The sequence below is a fragment of the Paenibacillus sp. FSL L8-0435 genome (genome assembly GCF_037965655.1).
Classification (GTDB): domain Bacteria; phylum Bacillota; class Bacilli; order Paenibacillales; family Paenibacillaceae; genus Paenibacillus.
This window is the reverse complement of record NZ_CP150185.1, coordinates 4,487,014-4,508,190: the sequence shown is the minus strand read 5'-3', so window position 1 is coordinate 4,508,190 and position 21,177 is coordinate 4,487,014. Positions and strand designations below refer to the sequence as shown.

The 21,177-nt window shown below is 46.8% G+C and carries 21 protein-coding genes; all 21 read left to right on the top strand.

All coding sequences use genetic code 11. The features are described 5' to 3' along the window. The first annotated feature begins 31 nt into the window (after positions 1-31). The 21 genes from NST33_RS19995 to trpC all read left to right on the top strand — a co-directional run bounded on the left by NST33_RS19995 (position 32) and on the right by trpC (position 21,166). Positions 32-811 carry a DUF3939 domain-containing protein gene (locus NST33_RS19995; RefSeq protein WP_221820305.1) on the top strand — a complete coding sequence of 260 codons (780 nt, stop codon included), beginning with the start codon at positions 32-34 and terminating at the stop codon, positions 809-811. A gap of 453 nt (positions 812-1,264) precedes the next feature. Then, a complete protein-coding gene (gene spoIVA / locus NST33_RS19990) occupies positions 1,265-2,743 on the top strand; it encodes a stage IV sporulation protein A (protein ID WP_036607700.1) in 1,479 nt (492 codons plus the stop codon). A 217-nt stretch (positions 2,744-2,960) separates the two neighbouring features. Beyond that, positions 2,961-4,058, top strand: coding sequence for a sugar ABC transporter substrate-binding protein (locus NST33_RS19985; protein ID WP_036672016.1), 1,098 nt, complete (start codon positions 2,961-2,963; stop codon positions 4,056-4,058). Positions 4,059-4,172: 114 nt separating this feature from the next. After that, positions 4,173-5,690, top strand: a complete 1,518-nt coding sequence (locus NST33_RS19980; protein WP_221820308.1) for a sugar ABC transporter ATP-binding protein — start codon at positions 4,173-4,175, stop codon at positions 5,688-5,690. Next, positions 5,687-6,673: an ABC transporter permease gene (locus tag NST33_RS19975; protein WP_017687695.1), complete on the top strand. Its 987-nt coding sequence runs from the start codon at positions 5,687-5,689 to the stop codon at positions 6,671-6,673. Before NST33_RS19980 ends, NST33_RS19975 begins: the two co-directional genes overlap by 4 nt. Before the next feature lie 217 nt (positions 6,674-6,890). Then, positions 6,891-7,163, top strand: coding sequence for an HU family DNA-binding protein (locus tag NST33_RS19970; protein ID WP_024630670.1), 273 nt, complete (start codon positions 6,891-6,893; stop codon positions 7,161-7,163). Positions 7,164-7,332: 169 nt separating this feature from the next. Next, entirely contained in the window at positions 7,333-7,554 is a 222-nt protein-coding gene (gene mtrB, locus NST33_RS19965; RefSeq protein WP_017687697.1) for a trp RNA-binding attenuation protein MtrB, read from the top strand. A 121-nt stretch (positions 7,555-7,675) separates the two neighbouring features. Next, on the top strand, positions 7,676-8,227 hold the full coding sequence (locus NST33_RS19960; protein ID WP_076209915.1) for a hypothetical protein: 552 nt from the start codon (positions 7,676-7,678) through the stop codon (positions 8,225-8,227). 101 nt (positions 8,228-8,328) lie between these two features. After that, positions 8,329-9,192 carry a heptaprenyl diphosphate synthase component 1 gene (locus NST33_RS19955; RefSeq protein WP_221820310.1) on the top strand — a complete coding sequence of 288 codons (864 nt, stop codon included), beginning with the start codon at positions 8,329-8,331 and terminating at the stop codon, positions 9,190-9,192. A gap of 15 nt (positions 9,193-9,207) precedes the next feature. Then, positions 9,208-9,936, top strand: coding sequence for a demethylmenaquinone methyltransferase (locus NST33_RS19950; RefSeq protein WP_221820312.1), 729 nt, complete (start codon positions 9,208-9,210; stop codon positions 9,934-9,936). Beyond that, positions 9,929-10,795, top strand: coding sequence for a UbiA-like polyprenyltransferase (locus NST33_RS19945; protein ID WP_221820314.1), 867 nt, complete (start codon positions 9,929-9,931; stop codon positions 10,793-10,795). The genes NST33_RS19950 and NST33_RS19945 overlap by 8 nt, the downstream gene beginning before the upstream one ends. Beyond that, positions 10,796-11,416 (top strand): flavin prenyltransferase UbiX, encoded by a 621-nt coding sequence (locus NST33_RS19940; protein WP_221820317.1) that lies wholly within the window; start codon positions 10,796-10,798, stop codon positions 11,414-11,416. Between the two features lie 344 nt (positions 11,417-11,760). After that, complete coding sequence (locus NST33_RS19935; protein WP_017687703.1) at positions 11,761-12,735, top strand: polyprenyl synthetase family protein; 975 nt, start codon at positions 11,761-11,763, stop codon at positions 12,733-12,735. A gap of 154 nt (positions 12,736-12,889) precedes the next feature. Then, positions 12,890-13,333 carry a nucleoside-diphosphate kinase gene (ndk, locus tag NST33_RS19930; protein ID WP_017687704.1) on the top strand — a complete coding sequence of 148 codons (444 nt, stop codon included), beginning with the start codon at positions 12,890-12,892 and terminating at the stop codon, positions 13,331-13,333. A gap of 25 nt (positions 13,334-13,358) precedes the next feature. Then, the gene (locus NST33_RS19925; protein ID WP_047843560.1) at positions 13,359-14,153 is read left to right on the top strand and encodes a protein-glutamate O-methyltransferase CheR; all 795 of its coding nucleotides are present in this window, start codon (positions 13,359-13,361) and stop codon (positions 14,151-14,153) included. A gap of 178 nt (positions 14,154-14,331) precedes the next feature. Continuing rightward, positions 14,332-15,501, top strand: a complete 1,170-nt coding sequence (gene aroC, locus NST33_RS19920) for a chorismate synthase (RefSeq protein WP_221820319.1) — start codon at positions 14,332-14,334, stop codon at positions 15,499-15,501. Position 15,502: 1 nt separating this feature from the next. After that, on the top strand, positions 15,503-16,597 hold the full coding sequence (aroB, locus tag NST33_RS19915; protein ID WP_221820321.1) for a 3-dehydroquinate synthase: 1,095 nt from the start codon (positions 15,503-15,505) through the stop codon (positions 16,595-16,597). Between the two features lie 5 nt (positions 16,598-16,602). Further along, the gene (aroH, locus tag NST33_RS19910) at positions 16,603-16,980 is read left to right on the top strand and encodes a chorismate mutase (RefSeq protein WP_036607677.1); all 378 of its coding nucleotides are present in this window, start codon (positions 16,603-16,605) and stop codon (positions 16,978-16,980) included. Positions 16,981-17,710: 730 nt separating this feature from the next. Then, a complete protein-coding gene (gene trpE, locus NST33_RS19905; RefSeq protein ID WP_221820323.1) occupies positions 17,711-19,279 on the top strand; it encodes an anthranilate synthase component I in 1,569 nt (522 codons plus the stop codon). A gap of 68 nt (positions 19,280-19,347) precedes the next feature. Next, positions 19,348-20,388 carry an anthranilate phosphoribosyltransferase gene (gene trpD / locus NST33_RS19900; RefSeq protein ID WP_221820551.1) on the top strand — a complete coding sequence of 347 codons (1,041 nt, stop codon included), beginning with the start codon at positions 19,348-19,350 and terminating at the stop codon, positions 20,386-20,388. Continuing rightward, positions 20,378-21,166, top strand: coding sequence for an indole-3-glycerol phosphate synthase TrpC (gene trpC / locus NST33_RS19895; RefSeq protein ID WP_221820324.1), 789 nt, complete (start codon positions 20,378-20,380; stop codon positions 21,164-21,166). Before trpD ends, trpC begins: the two co-directional genes overlap by 11 nt. The last annotated feature ends 11 nt before the right edge of the window (positions 21,167-21,177 follow it).

The following is a 21,177-nucleotide window of genomic DNA, read 5'->3' as shown; positions in this document are numbered from 1 at the left end:
TTCTCTAATGAGTTATTCAAGGAGGACACGAATGATTAGGAACAAGCCAAAATGTGTGGAAGGAAGTGGACAGCAGCGTCTGAGACATCAGACGGGCAGTCTGCTGTTATTCCTGTTGTTTGCTTTTACAGCAAGTGGTTGTATGTATCCATCCCAGAGCAATTCGGACCCTAAGATAGCGTATCGGGAAAGCGTGAGCCGTATCCAGAGTGCGGTCGAGGCATTCCAGCAAGATGAGGGGATTTTGCCAATCATTAATGCAGATATGGAAACGCCTAAATATGAAAAGTTCAGAGTGGATTTGCCCAAGTTGAAACAACTGGGGTATCTGGATGAAATACCGGAGACTGCTTTTGAAAGTGGTGGGAGCGCTTACTTCCTTATTCAGGACGAAGAAGTGAATCCGACCGTTAAAGTGATGGACCTTCTGACCGTACAGAAAGTAAACGATGTGCAACGAATGGTTAATCAATATAAGTCCGTACATAACAATAAGCTGCCAAGCGGGGAAGAACTGTATCCGGGGTTATATGCTGTGGATATGGAGCTGGCTGCTCAGGCAGGTACTCCTTCCATTACGCTGAATAGTGTATATTCAGGTCAGGCGTTACCTTTTATGATGGATGACGAAGGCAAGGTCTATGTAGATTATGCTTTTGATATTATGCAGGCAGTGGACAAGTCTGACGTGTCTCCAGCAGAGACTGAAGATGTTCGGGATTTGCTGGTGGAACACTCCTACTTCGTACCTGTAAAATCCGTTTTCTACGCATGGCAAAATAATGCGCCGGTTGCCCAGCCAATAAAATAAGCATGATTGCAATTCAAATGGTTTAGCTGTATGACCACCATGCCTCTAATGGTTCAAAAAGAGATATTCCAAATAAGGGATATCTCTTTTTTCTTTGTCAGTATGAGCAATAACCGTCATAAAAGCTTCACGGATCACATAAAGTAGATTGAAATAAAGACGCGCAGTCCGAGATCGGGGGATTCTCCTAATGTCATCACCATAAGATAAAAAAACAAAAATACGCGTCATATTGCCGCATACGGATACATAAGATGATACTAGTCCAATTGCATGTACGAGTTAACGCCGCTCTCGCCGGTTTCATCAGAATGCAACGTTCGGCGGCGGACGACTTCCGGGCACTCACAAAGGCGGCTCTACCGTTGCAGGGATTTCAGTCTTCTGATTGAAAAAACGAAGCGGATGCTCTTTAGCATTTTTCCTTCGGAGTAATTTAGGGAGGGGATTTCATTGGAGAAAGTGGACATTTTTAAGGACATAGCTGAGCGGACCGGAGGGGATATTTATCTCGGGGTTGTCGGCGCAGTCCGGACGGGAAAATCAACATTTATTAAACGATTCATGGAAACCATCGTGTTGCCAAACATCACTAACGAGGCTGACCGTGGTCGAGCGGTGGATGAACTTCCACAGAGTGCAGCAGGTAAAACCATCATGACTACCGAACCAAAATTCGTACCAAATAACGCAGTCCAGATCAAGGTGGCAGAAGGACTTGATGTCAATGTGCGTCTTGTGGATTGTGTAGGTTACGCGGTGGAAGGAGCCAAGGGATACGAGGATGAGAATGGTCCACGCATGATCTCCACGCCTTGGTTCGAGGAACCAATTCCATTCCAGGAAGCCGCCGAGATTGGTACTCGCAAAGTCATTCAGGAGCATTCTACACTGGGTGTTGTGGTAACAACAGACGGCACAATCGCCGAAATTGCCCGCAGTTCCTATGTGGAATCTGAAGAACGGGTCATTGCAGAATTAAAAGAAGTGGGTAAACCGTTTGTCCTGGTCATCAACTCCACTCGTCCTCGCAGTGAAGAAGCCCTGCAATTGCGTAGTGAGCTTGCTGCCAAATACGACATTCCGGTGATGACACTCAGTGCAGCGACCATGACGGAAGATGATGTGACGGGTGTACTTCGTGAAGTGCTCTATGAGTTCCCTGTGCATGAAGTGAATGTAAACTTGCCGAGCTGGGTTATGGTGCTCAACGAGACTCACTGGCTGCGGAGCAACTACGAAAATTCCGTACGGGATACCGTCAAGGATATTCGCAGACTTCGTGACGTGGATCGGGTTGTCGCACAGTTCATGGAATATGAATTCATTGATCGCGCAGGTCTGAGTGGCATGAATATGGGGCAGGGTGTAGCCGAAATTGACCTGTATGCGCCGGATGAACTGTATGATCAGATTCTCGTGGAAGTGGTTGGCATCGAGATTCGCGGTAAGGATCATCTGCTGCAATTGATGCAGGAATTCTCGCATGCGAAGAGAGAATATGACCGCTTTGCAGAAGCGCTGGAGATGGTCAAAACGACCGGATACGGCATTGCTGCTCCATCTCTTGCCGAGATGGCTCTGGATGAACCTGAGCTCATTCGTCAGGGCACCAAATTTGGCGTACGTCTGAAAGCAACGGCACCATCCATTCACATGATCCGGGTTGATGTGGAATCGGAGTTCGCTCCAATTATCGGTACGGAGAAACAAAGTGAGGAACTGGTGAGATACCTGATGCAGGACTTCGAGAACGATCCGATCAAGGTATGGGATTCAGACATGTTCGGTCGTTCCCTGCACTCCATTGTGCGAGAAGGGATTCAGGGCAAGATTGCCATGATGCCGGATAATGCAAGATACAAATTGCAAGAGACGCTGGGAAGAATCATTAACGAAGGTTCGGGCGGCTTGATCGCCATCATTCTGTAAGACATCAAAAGACCGTAAGGGGGCATCCCCTCGCGGTCTTTTTTACGTGATTTCTTTATTTTGGATGAAATGGATGGGAAGAATAGTGGTTTCAAAAAAACTTAGCGAGTTTTAGCTTTAAATTGCTAAAACCCATTTACATACTTGGGATTAGCCGTTATATTAATATTCAACTATTGTGATCGAGATCACAGAGAGTGGACAGGGGGATACAGAGATGAAAAGAAAAGAGACAAAATGGGTATGGTTGAGTGTGTTATTAGTATTTACATTGGCGTTGTCCGCTTGCGGAATCAAAAAAGAACCGGCAGCCACTCCGGCTTCGGGTGCATCAGATGATACACCAAAAACGGAAGCAGTCACGGGCCCTCTAAGTGGCAAACGGATCGCACTTATTATGGAATTCAATACAGGTACTTTCTCACAGCAATATGTACAGGGTGTAAAAGAAGAAATCGAAAAATTCGGTGGAGAACTGACAACCTTTGTTGCCGATAATGACAAAGCAAAGATGGTATCCTTGCTTGATAGCGCTATTAACCAGAAATTCGATGCCATTCTCACGGATCATGGAGATTCCCTGTTAGAGCCAGGCGTGAAGAAGGCAGTAGAACAGAATATTCCAGTGGTCGTGTTTGACGCAGCTATCAGTGTTCCGGGAGCCACAGTCCTGTCGCAGGATGATCAGAAGATGGCTGAGCTGACGCTGGAGCAAATGAAAAAAGATATCAATGGACAAGGAAATATTGTCAAAGTATGGGTAGCTGGGTTCGCACCGATGGAACGCCGTCAGATCGCATACGGTGAATTCATGAAAGCAAATCCGGACATCAAGGAAATAGCGACATTCGGTTCTGCACAGAACCCGGCGCTGGATACTCAAGCCAAAATGGAAGCTATTCTCAAGCAGTATCCAAAAGGTGAGATTACAGCTGTATGGACTGCATGGGATGAGTTCGCCAAAGGTGCAGCACGTGCGATTCAACAAGCTGGACGTGATGAGATCAAAGTGTATGGTATCGATATGAGTGACGAGGACCTGCAAATGATTCAGGACCCGAAAAATCCTTGGGTTGCTTCTGCTGCTGTTGATCCAACGGATATTGGACGCGTCCAGGTACGTTATGCTTATCAAAAACTGAACGGGGACGAGACGGAAGATGCAGTTGTTCTTAACCCGGTCTATGTTCAACGTGAAGCTCTGCCAGATAAACAAATCTCCACTTCGGAGCTGTCAGAGTTCGTTGAAGGTTGGGGTGGCAGCACACAAGGAATCAAGGACTGGATGAGCGAATACGGAATTACTGCTAAATAAGCAGCGTAAGGGAAGCGCGCCGCAAGGCGCGCTTTTTCAAACATAAATGAAGATATGTGTGGTCTGGATGAAAAAAGGGATGCTCCCGGAAGGGAACGATTGGAGGTTAACATCATGAGCACTGCACCGATTCTGCTTCAAATGGAACATATCCACAAGCAGTTTTCAGGTATTCCTGCACTGAAGGATGTGAATTTCTCTGTAAAAGGTGGGGAGATTCATGCGCTGTTGGGTGCCAATGGTGCCGGTAAGAGCACGTTAATGAAAATTCTGTCCGGTGCCTATCCATTGGATCAGGGTACGATTCAGTTGAGTGGACAAGCGTTACATTTAAGTTCTCCTGGAGACGCAAAGGCAAGTGGGATTCACTGTGTCTATCAGGAAGTGGATGCGGCACTGGTGCCACAGCTGACGGCTGCGGAGAACATTATGTTGGATCAGTTGGCTTCATCTGCCGGGGGTTGGTGGAAAAGTCCACGAAAACTGCAACAGCGTGCGGTTGAGGCGTTGAAGCAATTAGGAGCAGACATATCCGTTCACCAAAAAGTGGCCGATCTGACACTTGCAGAAAAACAGATGATACTGTTGGCACGGATTTTGATTCAGGATGCCAAAGTCATCATTTTTGATGAACCGACCGCACCGCTGAGCCAGGAAGAAACGGATGCATTTTTCCGGATTGTACATCTGCTGAAGGAACGGGGCGTAGCCTGCATTTTCATTACCCATCGTCTTGCGGAAGTGACAGGTCACTGTGATCGCGTTACGGTTATGAGAGATGGGCAACATGTATTTACCGGTGAAGCAAAGGGTCTGACGATCAACGATTTGGTTACACAGATGCTGGGCAAACCATTCGAAGAAGAGTTTCCAAAGACGGAAGCGCCCGTAGGGGAGCTACTGTTGGAGGCACGTGGGCTTCGGCGTGGAGTGAAAGTCAAAGGTGTTGACCTCTCTGTACGCCGAGGTGAAGTCCTCGCTGTGGTGGGTCTGGTAGGCGCGGGTAAAACGGAAAGCTCTCGTTTGCTGATTGGTGCAGATCGGCTGGAAGGAGGCGAGATCCGGCTTAACAACCGTAATCTACGCCTGTCTCAGCCTGCGGATGCGGCGGCTCTGGGAATTGTTTCTGTACCGGAGGAGCGACGTAAACAAGGAATCCTGATCCAGGAGAATGTGGAACGGAATTTAAGTCTGCCTTTGCTAAGCCGTCTTAGTACATTAGGTTTTGTAAGCCGCAAGCGGGAACGACTGAATGCTGAGTCATTGGTGAAACAGCTTGGAATTAAAACATCGTCGGTGAAACAGGAAGTGAAATATCTAAGTGGTGGTAATCAGCAGAAGGTAGCCATTGGTAAATGGCTTAATGCGGATGCGGATGTATTTATATTTGATGAGCCAACCAAAGGTGTAGATATAGGGGCAAAAAGTGACATTTTCCGCATCATCAATGAACTGGCTTTGGCGGGCAAGGGTGTCATCTATTTCACCTGTGAACTGGATGAAGGCATGGGAATTGGCGACCGAATCGCTGTCATGTGCGAGGGTGTTATCGTAAAAGAGTTCAAACGAGGCGAGACTAACCAAGAACAGCTGCTATACTATGCAAGCGGTGGACAAGAGGTGCAATCATGAAGGATAAATCACTGGATTTTGCGTTCCGTTACGGGGCGATTATTGTCATCATAGGTGTTATCGCATTTTTCGGCATTAAATTGCCTTATTTCTTTACGTACAGTAACTTGACCGATATTTTGGGCTCGATCTCGATCGTTACGTTTGTAGCGATCGGTGTTACGTTATCTCTCATTGTTGATGGATTTGATCTCTCGGTTGGGGCGACTGTCTCATTAACTACCGTCGTTACGGCTTCATTAATGATCTGGTATCAGCAACCGCTCGCAATCGTCATTATCGTGCCATTGATTATCGGGGCTGTTATTGGTTTACTGAACGCTTTGCTGATCGTAAAATTGCGTATTCCGGATTTGCTTGCAACCCTCGCCACGATGTACATCATCGGAGGTATTCACAAAACGTATGCACAGGGATACACCATTTATAATCACATGCAGTTCCCTGATGGAAGCAAAGCTGCGGGAGAGATGGACCCGACATTCCTGCTAATAGGGCAGGGTAAATGGCTTGGTATGCCGATATCGGTTATCATGCTACTTATTGCGGTAATAGGTGTGCATATCTTTTTGACGTATACGAAATATGGTCGCCAGATGTACATTACAGGTGGTAATGAGGAAGCTGCACGGTTGTCTGGAATCAAGGTGAAAAAGGTGCGTACACTCGCCTATGTAGCCGCTGGAGTGTTTGCAGCAATCGGGGGTATTATCTATGCTTCCAAAGTAGGATCTGGGCAAATTGATGCGGGATCACCGTTGTTAATGGAATCCGTAGCTGCAGTATTTGTCGGTTTCTCTGTGTTTGGTGCGGGTAAACCCAATGTCATCGGAACCTTCATTGGTTCGGTTCTGATTGGTGTACTTGTGAATGGTTTAACGATGATGAACGTACAGTATTTCACACATGATATTGTAAAAGGTGGGGTTCTCGTGCTTGCCCTGGCGGTTACATTTTACGTCTTAAACCGCAACCGGACTTGAAATTGTGGGCTGTCTGTATTAGTATGAAATTTGTTCGGCGTCTGAAATGCCCGTGGTTTCAGACGACATTCTGCCGAAAATGACTGTTGACCGCAGGCGGAGATTTGTGTTCAGCGCTCAAGATGTACGTAGATTTTTTGCGTATGAACGTATATTTCGCTATAAAACGGAAACACAGTATAACATTCAGGACATTGATACAGGAGGTGAAAAACAAATGAACAAATCAGACTTGATTACACACGTATCTGAAGCGACTGAATTGTCCAAGAAAGATGTAACGAAAGCGGTTGATGCCGTATTCGAAGCAATCTCTGAGGCTCTTCAAAGCGGAGATAAAGTACAATTGGTTGGTTTTGGGAACTTCGAAGTTCGCGAGCGCTCTGCACGTAAAGGACGCAACCCGCAAACAGGTGAAGAAATCGAAATTCCTGCGAGCAAAATTCCTGCATTCAAACCAGGTAAAGCGCTCAAAGACGGAATTAAATAAGATTTCTACATATTCCATATGTCGACAAAAAGACCGTGACTTGTTCACGGCCTTTTCTTTTGCCCTTTAACGATGATTCTTGCGGTTCATTCGTATAAGGCGCAGGTTGACAAATGAAACAATCTTTATCATCATTAACGCTATCGAACGAAAGAAGGGGACATGCGTGATGGATCATCCAACCGGCAATGATTATATTGTAATTAAGGCAGAGGAAAATGGTGTCCAGGTGATCGGATTAACCCGAGGTCAGGATACACGTTTTCACCACACCGAGAAATTGGACAAGGGTGAAGTGATGTTTGCCCAATTTACCACCCATACTTCAGCTATTAAAATCCGGGGCAAAGCCACGCTGATTACCAAGCATGGACAGATTGAATCGGAGTAATGTACAGATTGAATATATTCAAATGAAGATTGCAGGCATAGCCTGCTTTTTTTCATTGTACAATGAGGTATGAGCCTTTACCGGACAGACTACACTAACAGGTAAAGGCAGGGAGGCGTATATGAAACCGCGGATGATTGTTACTGCTTCAATGCTGGCAACGGTTGCGGCGGTCTTTCTGCTTGTTGCGATACAAACCTTACATATGCGTACATGGGGCGGGGACAACGTACAGCCTGCCTCTGCATCACATCATCCAGTTCAGCTAACGAATGACAATCTGGTTGATGTGCTAAGTTCCATGCAACTATCAACGCCCATTGCAAGAGTGGAATGGAAACAGTCTATTTTGACGCTGGACCTCAAAGTTAAAGGAACGGGTACAAGTTACACTGAAATCTATGAAAACATGGCAGCTGTGGCGGATCTGGGCTTTCGGAGCCTGGATAACGTGGATCAGGTGCTGCTGCGTGTGATGGCAGAAGATGAATGGATGCATAAACGACATCTGTTACTTGCTGCTGATATTCGGCGTGGAGAGTGGCCTCTGTATGCGATTGAAACATTACGGAACTGGAAAAGTGCGGCCTTTTCAGATGAATTGAAGGACTGGTTTCATTTGATGGAGACCGAACTCTGGAAGAAGCAATTCGAAATGACAAGTCAGGGGTAATAGAATAGCAGGATTCAGTGCGTGCCCGTTCAACATATGCTATAATATATAAGATTGTAGTGCAGAAATAGTTTAACAATGTTAAGGCTCGGAGGCTGAGAATGAATTCATATCGCGTACCCCAACTAGCAAAGAAATATACGGATTACGACATGATTCGACAACATACGGAAATCCCATCATTTCCGGATAGCCGGGCACGTCTGTTGCAGGTATTTGTGGGCCGCACAGACGAAAAGGTGCATCAAGAGTTATATGCTCTTGCAACTTCGCTCGTTCAGTTGGCCATGGATACGCATGATCGAATCGATACCATTTCCGGTGAGCGGAGAGAGCAGGAGATGCGTTCACGCCAGTTGAATGTACTCGCCGGGGATTATTTAAGTAGCCGTTTTTATCAATTGCTTGCCCAAGCGGGCAGAATTGAAATGATTGGCAAACTCAGTGGTGCTGTATCCGGAGTGAACGCACGCAAGATGACGCTGTATGAACGGATGAAGAAGCTTCTCGTTTCGGCTGATGAATACTTGCGTGAAACGGTACAGCTGAGGATGCAGCTGTTTCTTTCATTTACAGGCATGATTCAACATAACGAAGAGTCATTATGGAACAGCCTGCTGACCGAATTCAGCTCCTGCGAAACGATCGTGGAAGAACTGAAGCGGATGAATGACGCAAAACAATATCTTCATTGCTATGCATACTGGCACATATACGAGCACGGTAATGACGATGAACGCAATGTGTTGCGTCAGTCTGAACCGGATGCACGTGCATGGAATGCTATGGTGCTGAAGCATAGGGTTGGCGAGGTTTTGCTGGACAAGCTTCGCGAGTGTACACACCGCATTCAACTGTTGTTGCAAGACGAGGAAGGGCGGATGGGTTTGCATGAGATACATGCAATTCTAGAGCCTTACCTGGCATATTTGCAGCCTTCACATGCGGCAGTAAGGGAAGATTGAGGGGGAGACAGACGAATGGGGAGCGGAGAGACCAAACCGAAAGAAGAATATGTCCATTCGGTTTTTCAGAGTATAGCCGGAAAATATGATGTCATGAATGATATTCTAAGTTTCCGCAGGCATAAGGCTTGGCGTAAATTCACCATGAAAAAGATGAATATGTCCAAAGGCGATAGCGGTCTTGATTTGTGCTGCGGCACATGTGACTGGACGCTTGCTATGGCAGAGGCAAGTGAAACGGGGCACATGCATGGACTTGATTTCAGTAGCAACATGCTGGAGGTCGGCCAGACAAAGATCAATGCGGTGCAACGTCAAAAACAGATTACCCTGACACAGGGAAATGCCATGTCACTTCCTTTTGAAGACAATTCGTTTGATTATGTGACGATCGGGTTTGGGTTGCGTAATGTACCTGATCTCAGACAAGTGTTGTCTGAAATGAAACGTGTGGTCAAACCGGGCGGTATGGTTGTGTGCCTGGAATTGTCCAAGCCAACATGGCAGCCGTTCAAAGGTATTTATTATTTTTATTTTGAGAAGGTTTTACCGAATCTTGCCAAAGTGTTTGCTAAAAGTTTTGAGCAGTACAAATGGCTGCCGGACTCACTGGCCATTTTTCCGGGAAGGCAGGAACTGGCAGACATTTTTGCAGAAACTGGATTACAACAAGTGCAGGCCTACCCTCTGACCGGAGGTATAGCGGCACTGCATATTGGAACCAAGGAGAATCAGCATGTTTAGGAAAATTCGCATCTTTTTAGAAATGATCAAGATTGAACACACGCTTTTTGCTTTACCTTTTGCATTTATGGGGGCCATTCTCGGCTCTATGGTAGTGAATGATACCTTCCCAAGCTGGATGCAGATCATGTGGGTATTGCTTGCGATGGTCGGCGCACGTAGTGCGGCTTTTGGTTTGAACCGAATTATTGACCAAGCGATTGATGGCAAAAACCCGCGTACCGCGATGAGAGCCATCCCGGCAGGACTGTTGAAAAATGGGGAAGTTGTTATATTTGTCATTATCTCATTTATATTGTTATTCTGGGCCTCATCCAATCTTAATGTATTATCGATGCAGCTGTTGCCTATTGCTGTGTTTATGTTAGTACTGTATTCGTATACCAAACGATTCACATGGTTATGCCACGTTGTCCTCGGAATGACGATTGGTTTGGCACCACTTGGTGGCTGGGTAGCTGTAACAGGAACGATGGATTGGACAGCGATTGTGCTGTACGTTACGATTGTGTTCTGGACAGCGGGTTTTGATATTATCTATGCATGTCAGGATCTGGATTTCGATCAGGGAGAGGGGCTTCACTCCATACCTTCCCGTTTTGGCTTGGTTAAATCCTTGCAGATCGCCAAGTTCTTCCATGTGATTACTGCAATTGGTTTTCTTGCGTTATTATTGATGACAGATCTGAGCTGGTGGTATGGCGCAGGCATGTTGGTGACGTATGGAATTCTGTTCTACCAACACTATATTGTATCGCCTAATGATATGAGCCGTGTTCAAACGGCGTTTTTTACCATGAACAGTTTGCTTAGTTTAATTGTATTTACGTTCACTCTGATTGATCTGGCGGTGAAATAAATGGTGCAGCAGCCGGACAATAAACGACTGGTTGTCGGAATTACCGGAGCGAGTGGCAGCATATATGGCATTCGATTAATTGAAACACTGCTTGATTTGGAATATAACGTTCATCTGGTCATATCCAATGCAGGGTGGCGTGTACTGAAAGAAGAATTGGACTGGGATGTGACGAATCGGGACGCGGTGCTGGAAGAAAAATTCGGCAACCGTGCCGGTTCTCTGATCTATCATCCTGTGAGTGATATAGGGGCCTCCATTGCAAGTGGTTCTTATCTGGCCGACAGCATGGTTATCATGCCATGTTCTATGGGAACTCTTTCGTCCATCGCGCAGGGATCATCGGATAATCTGATGTCTCGCGCAGCCGATGTTATGATGAAAGAGGGAAGAACATTGATCCTCGTACCACGTGAGACACCTCTTCATGCAATCCATCTGGAGAACATGCTGAAGCTTTCTCGGCTTGGTGTACGAATGATACCGGCTATGCCTGCTTTTTATTACAAACCTCAGACTATGGATGAGTTGATTCTGTTTTTGGTGGGAAAAGTGCTGGATAGCTTGCGCATCCCACATCAACTGTTTACAAGATGGGGAGAACCGGATGAACGGGGATAACGACTGAGTTCGATACAAGGCTGTTTTTTTGCCAACGTGTTGCTCGGTTTATTTGTCCCCCGAATCCCGGGGTATTGGTGAGTGCTGATGGTGAGTCTTCATGAACCACAGTCTTGACCCATGCTCCGGCAACTTCTGTATTTTGTTTCAGAACAAGTCGCAGAGTTTAATTTCCGGGTGTCGGTTATGACATTCGGAGAAGAAAAATACGTTAGATTACCTTATAGCAAAACACAAGCAAGAACGGTAAGCCGGGTTTTTCGTAATGCCTGCAGGCCCGACTTGCTGGAGGGGAAGGTAAGCATGAATTTATGGACTGACAATACGCTGATACGGGTGAACGAATGAAACTATTGGATATTTTCGGGTTGTTAAAAAAGGACATGGATTACATTGAGAAAGAGTTGTATCGCAGTGTTCGAGGAGAACAGAAGCTGCTGAGTGAAACGTCACTTCACTTGCTCAAAGCAGGAGGAAAACGGTTACGGCCCGTTTTTGTGTTACTTGGCGGGAAATTTGGTACATACGACATTGAACGTCTGAAGCTGGTTGCGGTTCCGCTGGAGCTGATTCATTCGGCATCCCTTGTTCACGATGATGTTATTGATAATGCGGAGACGCGCCGAGGCAAACCCACGGTGAAGTCAAAATGGGATAATCGGATTGCCATGTACACTGGAGACTATATCTACGGTAAGGCACTTGAAATGACTGCAGGCTTATCCGATCCAGCTATTCATCGTATCCTTGCCAAAGCCATGGTACAGATGTCCATTGGTGAGATGGAGCAAATTCGCGACTTTTTCAATACGGGACAAAGTGTTCGTAACTATCTGCTGCGGATTCGCCGCAAAACAGCACTTTTGATTGCGGTTAGCTGTCAGTTAGGGGCATTGGCTACACGTGCACCTGAGCATGTATCTTCCCTGCTGTATACGTACGGATACAATGTGGGGATGGCTTTCCAGATTCAAGATGATGTACTTGATCTGGTAGGTACCGAGAAACAACTTGGCAAGCCACCTGGCAGTGACATGAAGCAAGGGAATATCACTCTTCCTGTACTTTATGCCTTGGAAGAATCCGATCTGCGGGAACCTTTGCTTAAGGAGATTTCCCGTGTCCAGCATGAAGAAGGACGGGCAAGTGCATCGGATGCAATTGGAATGATTCGCCAAAGTCAAGGAATTGCTAAAGCAGAAGCCCTTGCTGACCGATATATGAAGAAAGCGCTCGATGCTCTCGATCAGCTACCTAACATCAAGACGACCAAAAACCTGCGTGATATCGCTCATTTTGTGGTTAAACGTACGCATTAAACTTTGTATGACCTTCAACTCTCGGATTGCTCACACCCAAAGATGAACAGAACTGTGATATTCCTCATTGGGAGGATTTGGACATGTATGTTACAATCAGAGGGATTGCGTTTACATAGTGATTAACTTTGAACCGTGAGTGAGGAGTGAGCTGATGGATCGTACATTTTTGATGGTGAAGCCGGATGGTGTGCAGCGTGGATTGATCGGTCGAATTATTAGCCGTCTGGAAGACAAAGGATTTAAGTTGGTGGCAGGCAAATTGGTGCAGATGTCTGAGGATCAGGCAAAACGTCATTATGCTGAACATGAGGGCAAACCGTTTTTCGATGATTTGGTTCGTTTTATCACATCTGGGCCTGTATTTGCCATGGTGTGGGAAGGGGACGATATTGTGGCGCTTGCGCGCATCGTCATCGGAAAAACCAATGTGAAGGAAGCAGCTCCGGGTACCATTCGTGGAGACTTCGCCAGCCACACACCACATAATCTGATTCATGGGGCAGATTCACCAGAAAGTGCTTCCCGTGAAGCAGCAAATTTCTTTGCTTCAGATGAACTGGTGGTATACGACAAGAGCATCGCAGCCTGGTTGTAATTATTAGCCAAAAGGGTGATACACGATGCTGGAGCAAGAACAACTACTAGACCCGGATTACACCGGATTCATTCGTAAAATCAAAGAGAGCACAGGCATTGATCTTGCTCAATACAAGGAAGGCCAGATGAAAAGAAGGCTGACCACACTTCGCAACAAAAACGGGTTTCATACATTTTCTAACTTTTTTGAAGCTATGCAGAAAGATAAATCATTGTTTTACGAGTTCCTTGATCGTATGACGATTAACGTGTCGGAATTCTGGCGTAATCCCAATCGTTGGGAAGTGCTGCGGGACGAGATTCTGCCTGAGCTATTGGGCTCCAAGCGTCGTGCTAAAGTTTGGAGTGCAGCCTGTTCAACAGGTGAAGAACCTTATACACTCGCCATGATTCTGGATACGATGGGTATTTTGAAGGACAGCTCCATTACGGCAAGTGATCTGGATGAAGGTGCATTGGCCAAAGCCAAGGAAGGGCGTTATATGGAACGCTCGCTTAAGGATGTGCCTAAGGAAACCGCGAACCGTTACTTCAAGCAGGATGGCTTGGTATACCGTATTGATGAGCAACTCAAAAATTCGATCAAGTTCATGAAACAAAATTTGCTGGTGGACCGTTTTGACGATGGGTACGATCTGATTGTGTGCCGGAATGTCATGATCTATTTTACCGAGGAAGCCAAAAACCTGTTGTATCACAAATTTGCAGCAAGTTTGCGTCCAGGCGGTATTTTGTTTGTGGGCAGTACGGAGCAGATTTTCTCCCCGGGACAATATGGTCTGGAGACAGCAGAGACATTTTTCTATCGGAAAAAATAATGATAATGGTTGTTCAGCCGTCTGAAGCACATGTACATGTGTTCAGGCGGTTATTTGTATACCAAGTACAAGAAAGAGCCGACTTTCTTGTCAAAGCCGGTCAGCTATACTATAATAAGCAAAGAAATTATGGGATTTTAGCAATGTGAAGTTTAACAGTTTAAAGGGGGAACGTATTATGAGTTTACGCTATTTAACCGCAGGGGAGACGCACGGACCCCAATTGACCGCTATTATTGAAGGATTGCCAAGTAATTTGACGATTGACTTTGAAGAACTGAATTTCCAGCTTCACCGCCGCCAAAAGGGATATGGCCGTGGACGCCGGATGCAGATCGAGAAGGATCAGGCGAATTTCGTTGGTGGTATCCGTCACGGATATACAACAGGTGCTCCGGTAGCGCTGGTTGTTCAAAATAACGACTGGAAACATTGGCAGAATATTATGAATATTGAGCCGGTTGAAGGCAGTGACGAGGAGAAACGTCGCGTTCACCGTCCTCGTCCCGGACACGCTGATCTGAACGGTGGACTCAAGTATAATCTCAAAGACTTGCGTAACGTATTGGAGCGCTCCAGTGCACGTGAGACAACGGTACGTGTGGCATGTGGTGCCATTGCACGTCAATTCCTGGCTGAATTCGGAATCAAGGTAGCTGGACGTGTACTTCGCATTGGAGAGATCGAAGCTCCGTATCAGGACCTTCCGATTGATGAACTGATCGCGGTGACAGAAGCTTCCTCTGTACGTGTTACGGATGCTGAGACAGAGAAGAAGATGGAAGCCTACATCGACCAGATTAAACAAGAAGGCGATTCCATCGGAGGAATAGTGGAATGTATCGTTGAAGGGGTACCTATTGGTCTCGGTAGTTATGTTCAATACGATCGCAAGCTGGATGCACGAATCGCTCAAGGCGTAATGTCCATTAATGCATTCAAAGGTGTAGAGATTGGTATCGGATTCGAAGCCGGAGTCATTCGGGGATCACAGGTGCATGATGAAATCATGCATACGGACGAGCGCGGCTACCACCGGGCAACCAACCGTCTCGGTGGATTCGAAGGTGGTATGACGAACGGTATGCCAGTCGTTGTACGTGGTGTGATGAAGCCGATCCCAACGTTGTATAAGCCACTGCAAAGTGTTGATATTGATACAAAAGAAGCATTTACGGCTCAGGTTGAGCGCTCGGACGCTTGTGCTGTACCCGCAGCGAGTGTGGTTATGGAGCATGTTGTAGCGTGGGAAATTGCCAAAGCATTCCTGGAGAAATTCGGCGGCGATTCCATGGAAGAGATCCGTGCCAATGTTGCTAGTTATAACACTCAACTGGAGAATTACTAATATGCGTCAGCTGACGGTACAGTTGGAGGAACGCTCATATCCGATTCTGATTGGTAGCGGCCTATTGGCACAAGCCCCTCAATATTTTGAGCAATATGGCTTGACCAAAAAAAGTCCGTTACTCATCATTACAGATGAAAATGTGGCTCCCAAATACTTGTCAGGTTTGGAGCAAACGCTGCGTACGGCTGGTTATACAGTCGTATCGGCGGTTGTGCCCTCTGGTGAAACATCGAAATCCCTTTCGGTGTACCAGGATATGATGACCGTTGCGATCGAAGGTAAGCTGGATCGGAGTTCTGCGATTCTGGCCCTAGGTGGTGGGGTCGTAGGTGATCTGGCTGGCTTTGTTGCCGCTACATATATGCGTGGAATCAAGTTTGTTCAAGTACCTACAACGATTTTGGCGCATGACAGCAGTGTGGGCGGTAAAGTAGCTGTCAATCATCCGCTGGCCAAAAATATGATCGGTGCGTTCCACCAGCCAGAGCTAGTGCTCTATGATGTGGACACACTTCAATCCTTGCCACCACGAGATGTATCGGCAGGGTTGTCAGAGATGCTGAAGCACGGACTGATCCGTGATGAGGCTTTTGCACATTGGTGTGAGGAACATGCGGAAGAACTGCTTGCGCTTAATCCGGAAGCATTGGGATACGGCTTGGAGCGTGGTTGTAGTATTAAAGCAGAGATTGTATCCAGAGACGAACGGGAAAATGGAGAACGTGCGTTATTGAACCTGGGACATACGATTGGTCATGCCATTGAAGCGATTGCCGGTTATGGAGAATTCCTGCACGGAGAAGCGATCTCGATCGGTATGGCTGGATCAGCATTGCTTGGTGAGAAGCTTGGTGCGCCAGCAGGGCTCTATGAAGATACGGTCCGCATGCTGCGTTCACTTCGCCTTCCAACAACGATGCCTGCGCATCTCGACACGGATGCATTAATGGAAGCGATGATGCATGACAAAAAGTTCCGTGAAGGTCATATGGTGTTTATCATTCCTGATCGGATTGGGGCTGCAAGAATTGTGAAGGACGTACCTGTGTCGGCAGTTCGGGACGTCATTGAAACGCTCAGGAAGGGAGAATGACAGCAATGGTCACACGGGGAATTCGCGGGGCTACAACAGTCACGCAGAACAACGAAGAACAGATTTTGAAGGAAACGGCTGTATTGTTGCAGGAGATCGTGGATCGCAATGAGATCCAACCGGAAGATATCTGCAGTGTGTGGATTACGTTAACTGGGGATCTGGATGCTGCATTCCCGGCAAAAGCTATTCGCCAACTGGATGGCTGGGAACTTGTACCACTAATGTGTGCACTGGAGGTTCCTGTTAAAGGTGCCTTGGCGCAGTGCATTCGTTTCATGGTGCATGTGAATACAAACAAAGCTCAGAATGAAATCAACCATGTTTATCTGAACGGTGCACAGGCATTACGTCCGGATTTGGCAACACCTTCTGGCTCTTAAGTAGTGGGTTGTCAAACCGATCATAATGATGTATAGTGAGAACCAGTTGAGTAGAGTAGAGATTGAGCTGAGAGCAGCTGAGCTAGTGGAGTATATAGCAGAGTCCAGTGGGTGGTAACCGGGGCAACAGAAACCGGTCAACTGATTCACGGTACGTCGTGCTACGGAATAGGTAACAGGAACAGGGAAAACAAATGTGTCATAAGACACATTTTGTTTTGATATATTTTGGTACAAACGCAATCAATGCACTCTCCTATATTTTACGAAATATTGGAATGAGTAGTTGAAGTGTTATAACTGATATATTTTCCCGAATTGGATGATGTGAGATGCATCAATTCAGCCACCTGTGAATAATCCGACAGCGAAGTATAGGGACTTGTTATTTATGAAGCATCACCCTGTTAAATACAGCTTATAACCAAACCTCTACCTGATGGTAGAGGTTTTTTTGTATATTGAATTGTTTCTTCTACACCTATAAGTTCAACTAAACTTTTACACAAAAACGGAGAGGACAGAAATAACGTGAAGAAGCGAAGCGTTCGCCTAAAAGCTTTCTGAAAGAAAGCTACATCGGAAGCATACGCTATCCCCGGATTTTCCCTTTTGAAAGGGAATCAAAAAAATCTGGGGATAACAGCGATCGGAAGGTTGTTCTGTCATTGGAGTGCTCAGTGTAAACCTCTTTAGTTGAACTTACCTAAATCTGAAAGGACGTGATCTAATGATAACGCCAAACGTTAATCAAGTACTGAAAATGTCGAATGAGTATAATCTGATTCCGGTAGTCAAACGGATTCTGGCAGACATGGAGACCCCGATTCGAATATTCCGCCGTTATGCTGACAACGACCGGGCATTCCTGCTGGAAAGTGTAGAGGGTGGTATTCAATGGGCGAGATACTCGTTCATCGGTACAGATCCGTTCCTGATGATTTCGGCCAAGAAAGGCCGGATTGTTGTAGAAGAAGCAGGGAAGACTCGTGAATTGCCAGGCAAACCGATCGAAGAACTGAAAGCACTGCTGCGTAAGTACCGCAGTCCAAAAGATGATGAACTTCCACCATTCACAGGTGGGGCAATTGGTTTCTTCGGATATGATCTGCTGTCCTATTATGAGAAACTTCCAGCTCACGCGCTGGATGACCTGAATATGGATGACATTCGTTTTATGTTCTGTGACCAGATTATCGTGTTTGACCATGTGAAGCAGCAGATGCTGCTCGTTGGTAATGTACACGTCAAGGAAGGTGCAACGGATGACGAGATACGTCAAGCGTATGCAGTGACTTCGGAGAAGCTGGAGCAGGCCGCAGAACGTTTGCAGCAGCAAGGACCAGGGGAGAACCTGAATCCGCGTTCCATTCCGGGAGACGTGGAGCTGGGGGACATCCGCTCCAACCTCACGAAAGAGCAGTTTATCGGTAATGTGGAGCAAGCCAAAGATTACATTCGCGCAGGTGATATTTTTCAAGTGGTATTATCCCAGCGTTTCCACATTGATACGGAAGTTTCTCCGCTTCACGTGTATCGTGTGCTTCGGACCCTGAATCCATCACCTTATATGTACTACCTCAAAATGGATGATGAGATTATCGTGGGAACCTCACCAGAAGCGCTAGTCAAGGTGGACGGGAATCGTGTGGAGACACGACCGATTGCAGGTACACGTCCAAGGGGGGCAACAGAAGCGGAAGATCGTGCACTCGCTGCTGATCTGCTCCAGGATGAGAAGGAACGCGCGGAGCATCTGATGCTGGTTGATCTGGGGCGTAACGATCTGGGCCGGGTATCCAGCTTCGGCAGTGTGAAGTGTGACATGTTCATGGAGATTGAACGGTATTCTCACGTTATGCACATGGTATCCAATGTTACGGGCGAGCTAAGAGAAGATAAGGATTTCTTCGATGCATTCCTCTCTTGCTTGCCAGCGGGTACCGTATCCGGTGCACCGAAACTGCGAGCAATGGAGATTATCGCGGAACTGGAGAAAGAGGCACGGGGTGCTTATGCAGGAGCAATCGGATACCTCGGATTCTCGGGTAACATGGACTCCTGTATTACGATTCGTACGATTATTTTCAAAAAAGGAAAAGCTTATGTACAGGCCGGAGCGGGAATCGTATGGGATTCTGTACCTGAGAATGAATATGAGGAAACGGTTAACAAAGCTAAAGCGTTGCTCAAAGCGATTCGAACAGCAGAAACAATGTTTCCTGCCAAAGAAAAGGACAGCACGTTGAGACTGGCGAATGCAGACTACTTTGTCACACCAGCGGCCGCTAAGAACTGAGAGAGGAGAGACCGGAGATGAACATAAACCCAATAATGAATGAGAACCCTGTAACCCCCATTGCTGAGATTACTCGTGAGGAAGGCATGAAGAATGGCCTGGCGAAAATTTTGGAGGGCAGCCATCTGGAGCAAGCCGAAGCAAGAGATTTGATGTACTCGATTATGAGAGGTGAGGCAACGTCGGCTCAAATCGGAGGTTTGCTAATGGCGCTGCGGATGAAGGGGGAGACGGTGGATGAGATCACCGGTTTTGCTGAAGCCATGCGTGGTCAGGGCGGACGGATTCTAACGGATGGCAGCGGTTTGCTGGACACGTGTGGAACAGGTGGATCGGGTATTCACAAATTCAACATTTCCACAGCATCCGCCATTATTGCTTCGGCCGTCTCGGTTCGGGTCGCCAAACATGGCAACCGTTCAGCTTCAGGCAAAGCGGGTAGTGCAGATGTATTAGAGGCACTCGGTGTAAATATCCATCTGAACGGTGAGCAGGCTAGACAATGTCTGGATGATATCGGAATCTGCTTCTGTTTTGCCCAGGTATATCACCCTTCCATGCGACATGCGGCAGGACCAAGAAAAGAGCTGGGTGTTCGTACCATTTTCAACATGCTCGGACCTTTAACGAATCCTGCGGGAGCAGATCGCCAACTGCTTGGCCTGTATGATCGTTCCCGGACGCCGATGATTGCTGAAGTACTGAATCGTCTTGGTCTCAAAAGAGCGTTGGTTGTGGCCAGCCATGATGGTCTGGATGAAATCAGTATCTCGGCACCGACTCAGGTATCTGAACTTCGCAATGGTGAAGTGCACACCTACGATATTGATCCACGTGATATGGGCTTGTCTCTGCATCCGCTTGAAGCGGTGCTTGGAGGAGATGCGGCACAGAATGCCGAAATTATTAAGAAGATCTTCCAGGGTGAGCAGAGTGCCTATCGCGATGTCGTTCTATTGAACGCCGGAGCGTGCATCTATGTATCCGGTCTTGCAGATAGCATTGCTGAAGGGGTGACACTTGCCGCAGAAGCGGTAGATTCGGGCAAAGCTGCCGGGAAGCTTGAACAGTTAATTCATACAACGGAGGCGTACAGTCATGTATCTTGATCGAATCGTTGCAACCAAACATAAAGAAGTTGAAGTTCTGGCACAGACATTTCGCATGGATGAAGCTATCCAACAAATCGAACAACTACCCGCAACCCGGGGGTTTGAAAAAGCACTATCTAGCGGACGCAATCGCAAACTCGGCCTTATTGCTGAAGTGAAGAAGGCTTCGCCGTCCAAAGGGTTAATTCGTCCGGATTTTCATCCAGTAGAGATTGCTGCCGCTTATGAGCGAGCGGGTGCTGACTGCATCTCCGTATTAACGGATGTGTCGTATTTTCAAGGCAGCAACGAGTACTTGCAGGCGATTCATCAAGCTGTGAACATTCCGCTATTACGCAAGGATTTTATTATAGATGAACGACAGATTGCCGAGGCCAGATTACTGGGTGCAGATGCAATACTGCTGATTGCCAGCATTCTGACACCTGAACAGATTCGTCAATATCTGGAATTTGCCAAAAGTTTGGGGTTGGATGCCTTGATTGAAGTCCATGATCGAACAGAACTGGAGCAGGTATTGGAGATTCCGCAGGCAACCCTTGTGGGCATCAATAATCGGAATTTGAAAACATTCGAAACCAGTCTGAACACGACACTGGATTTGATGGAATTGATTCCAAGTAGCGTTACCTTGATTAGCGAAAGTGGTATTGACGGACCAGAATCAACAGTACCTCTGATCCAGGCCGGCGTTCACGGTATTCTCGTAGGTGAGCATCTCATGCGCAAGGATGATGTCGAGGCGGCTGTATATGATCTGATGGGACCCAAATGATGAATACTTCC

Bases quoted from the DNA above. Each gene is read 5' to 3' on its own strand.
- NST33_RS19940 (WP_221820317.1), top strand. From the start codon at position 10,796: ATGGTGCAGCAGCCGGACAATAAACGACTGGTTGTCGGAATTACCGGA.
- trpE (WP_221820323.1), top strand. From the start codon at position 17,711: ATGATAACGCCAAACGTTAATCAAGTACTGAAAATGTCGAATGAGTAT.
- NST33_RS19960 (WP_076209915.1), top strand. From the start codon at position 7,676: ATGAAACCGCGGATGATTGTTACTGCTTCAATGCTGGCAACGGTTGCG.
- aroH (WP_036607677.1), top strand. From the start codon at position 16,603: ATGGTCACACGGGGAATTCGCGGGGCTACAACAGTCACGCAGAACAAC.
- trpC (WP_221820324.1), top strand. From the start codon at position 20,378: ATGTATCTTGATCGAATCGTTGCAACCAAACATAAAGAAGTTGAAGTT.
- ndk (WP_017687704.1), top strand. From the start codon at position 12,890: ATGGATCGTACATTTTTGATGGTGAAGCCGGATGGTGTGCAGCGTGGA.
- aroB (WP_221820321.1), top strand. From the start codon at position 15,503: ATGCGTCAGCTGACGGTACAGTTGGAGGAACGCTCATATCCGATTCTG.
- NST33_RS19935 (WP_017687703.1), top strand. From the start codon at position 11,761: ATGAAACTATTGGATATTTTCGGGTTGTTAAAAAAGGACATGGATTAC.
- NST33_RS19945 (WP_221820314.1), top strand. From the start codon at position 9,929: ATGTTTAGGAAAATTCGCATCTTTTTAGAAATGATCAAGATTGAACAC.
- NST33_RS19995 (WP_221820305.1), top strand. From the start codon at position 32: ATGATTAGGAACAAGCCAAAATGTGTGGAAGGAAGTGGACAGCAGCGT.
- mtrB (WP_017687697.1), top strand. From the start codon at position 7,333: ATGGATCATCCAACCGGCAATGATTATATTGTAATTAAGGCAGAGGAA.
- NST33_RS19980 (WP_221820308.1), top strand. From the start codon at position 4,173: ATGAGCACTGCACCGATTCTGCTTCAAATGGAACATATCCACAAGCAG.
- NST33_RS19955 (WP_221820310.1), top strand. From the start codon at position 8,329: ATGAATTCATATCGCGTACCCCAACTAGCAAAGAAATATACGGATTAC.
- NST33_RS19970 (WP_024630670.1), top strand. From the start codon at position 6,891: ATGAACAAATCAGACTTGATTACACACGTATCTGAAGCGACTGAATTG.
- NST33_RS19925 (WP_047843560.1), top strand. From the start codon at position 13,359: ATGCTGGAGCAAGAACAACTACTAGACCCGGATTACACCGGATTCATT.
- NST33_RS19975 (WP_017687695.1), top strand. From the start codon at position 5,687: ATGAAGGATAAATCACTGGATTTTGCGTTCCGTTACGGGGCGATTATT.
- NST33_RS19950 (WP_221820312.1), top strand. From the start codon at position 9,208: ATGGGGAGCGGAGAGACCAAACCGAAAGAAGAATATGTCCATTCGGTT.
- aroC (WP_221820319.1), top strand. From the start codon at position 14,332: ATGAGTTTACGCTATTTAACCGCAGGGGAGACGCACGGACCCCAATTG.
- NST33_RS19985 (WP_036672016.1), top strand. From the start codon at position 2,961: ATGAAAAGAAAAGAGACAAAATGGGTATGGTTGAGTGTGTTATTAGTA.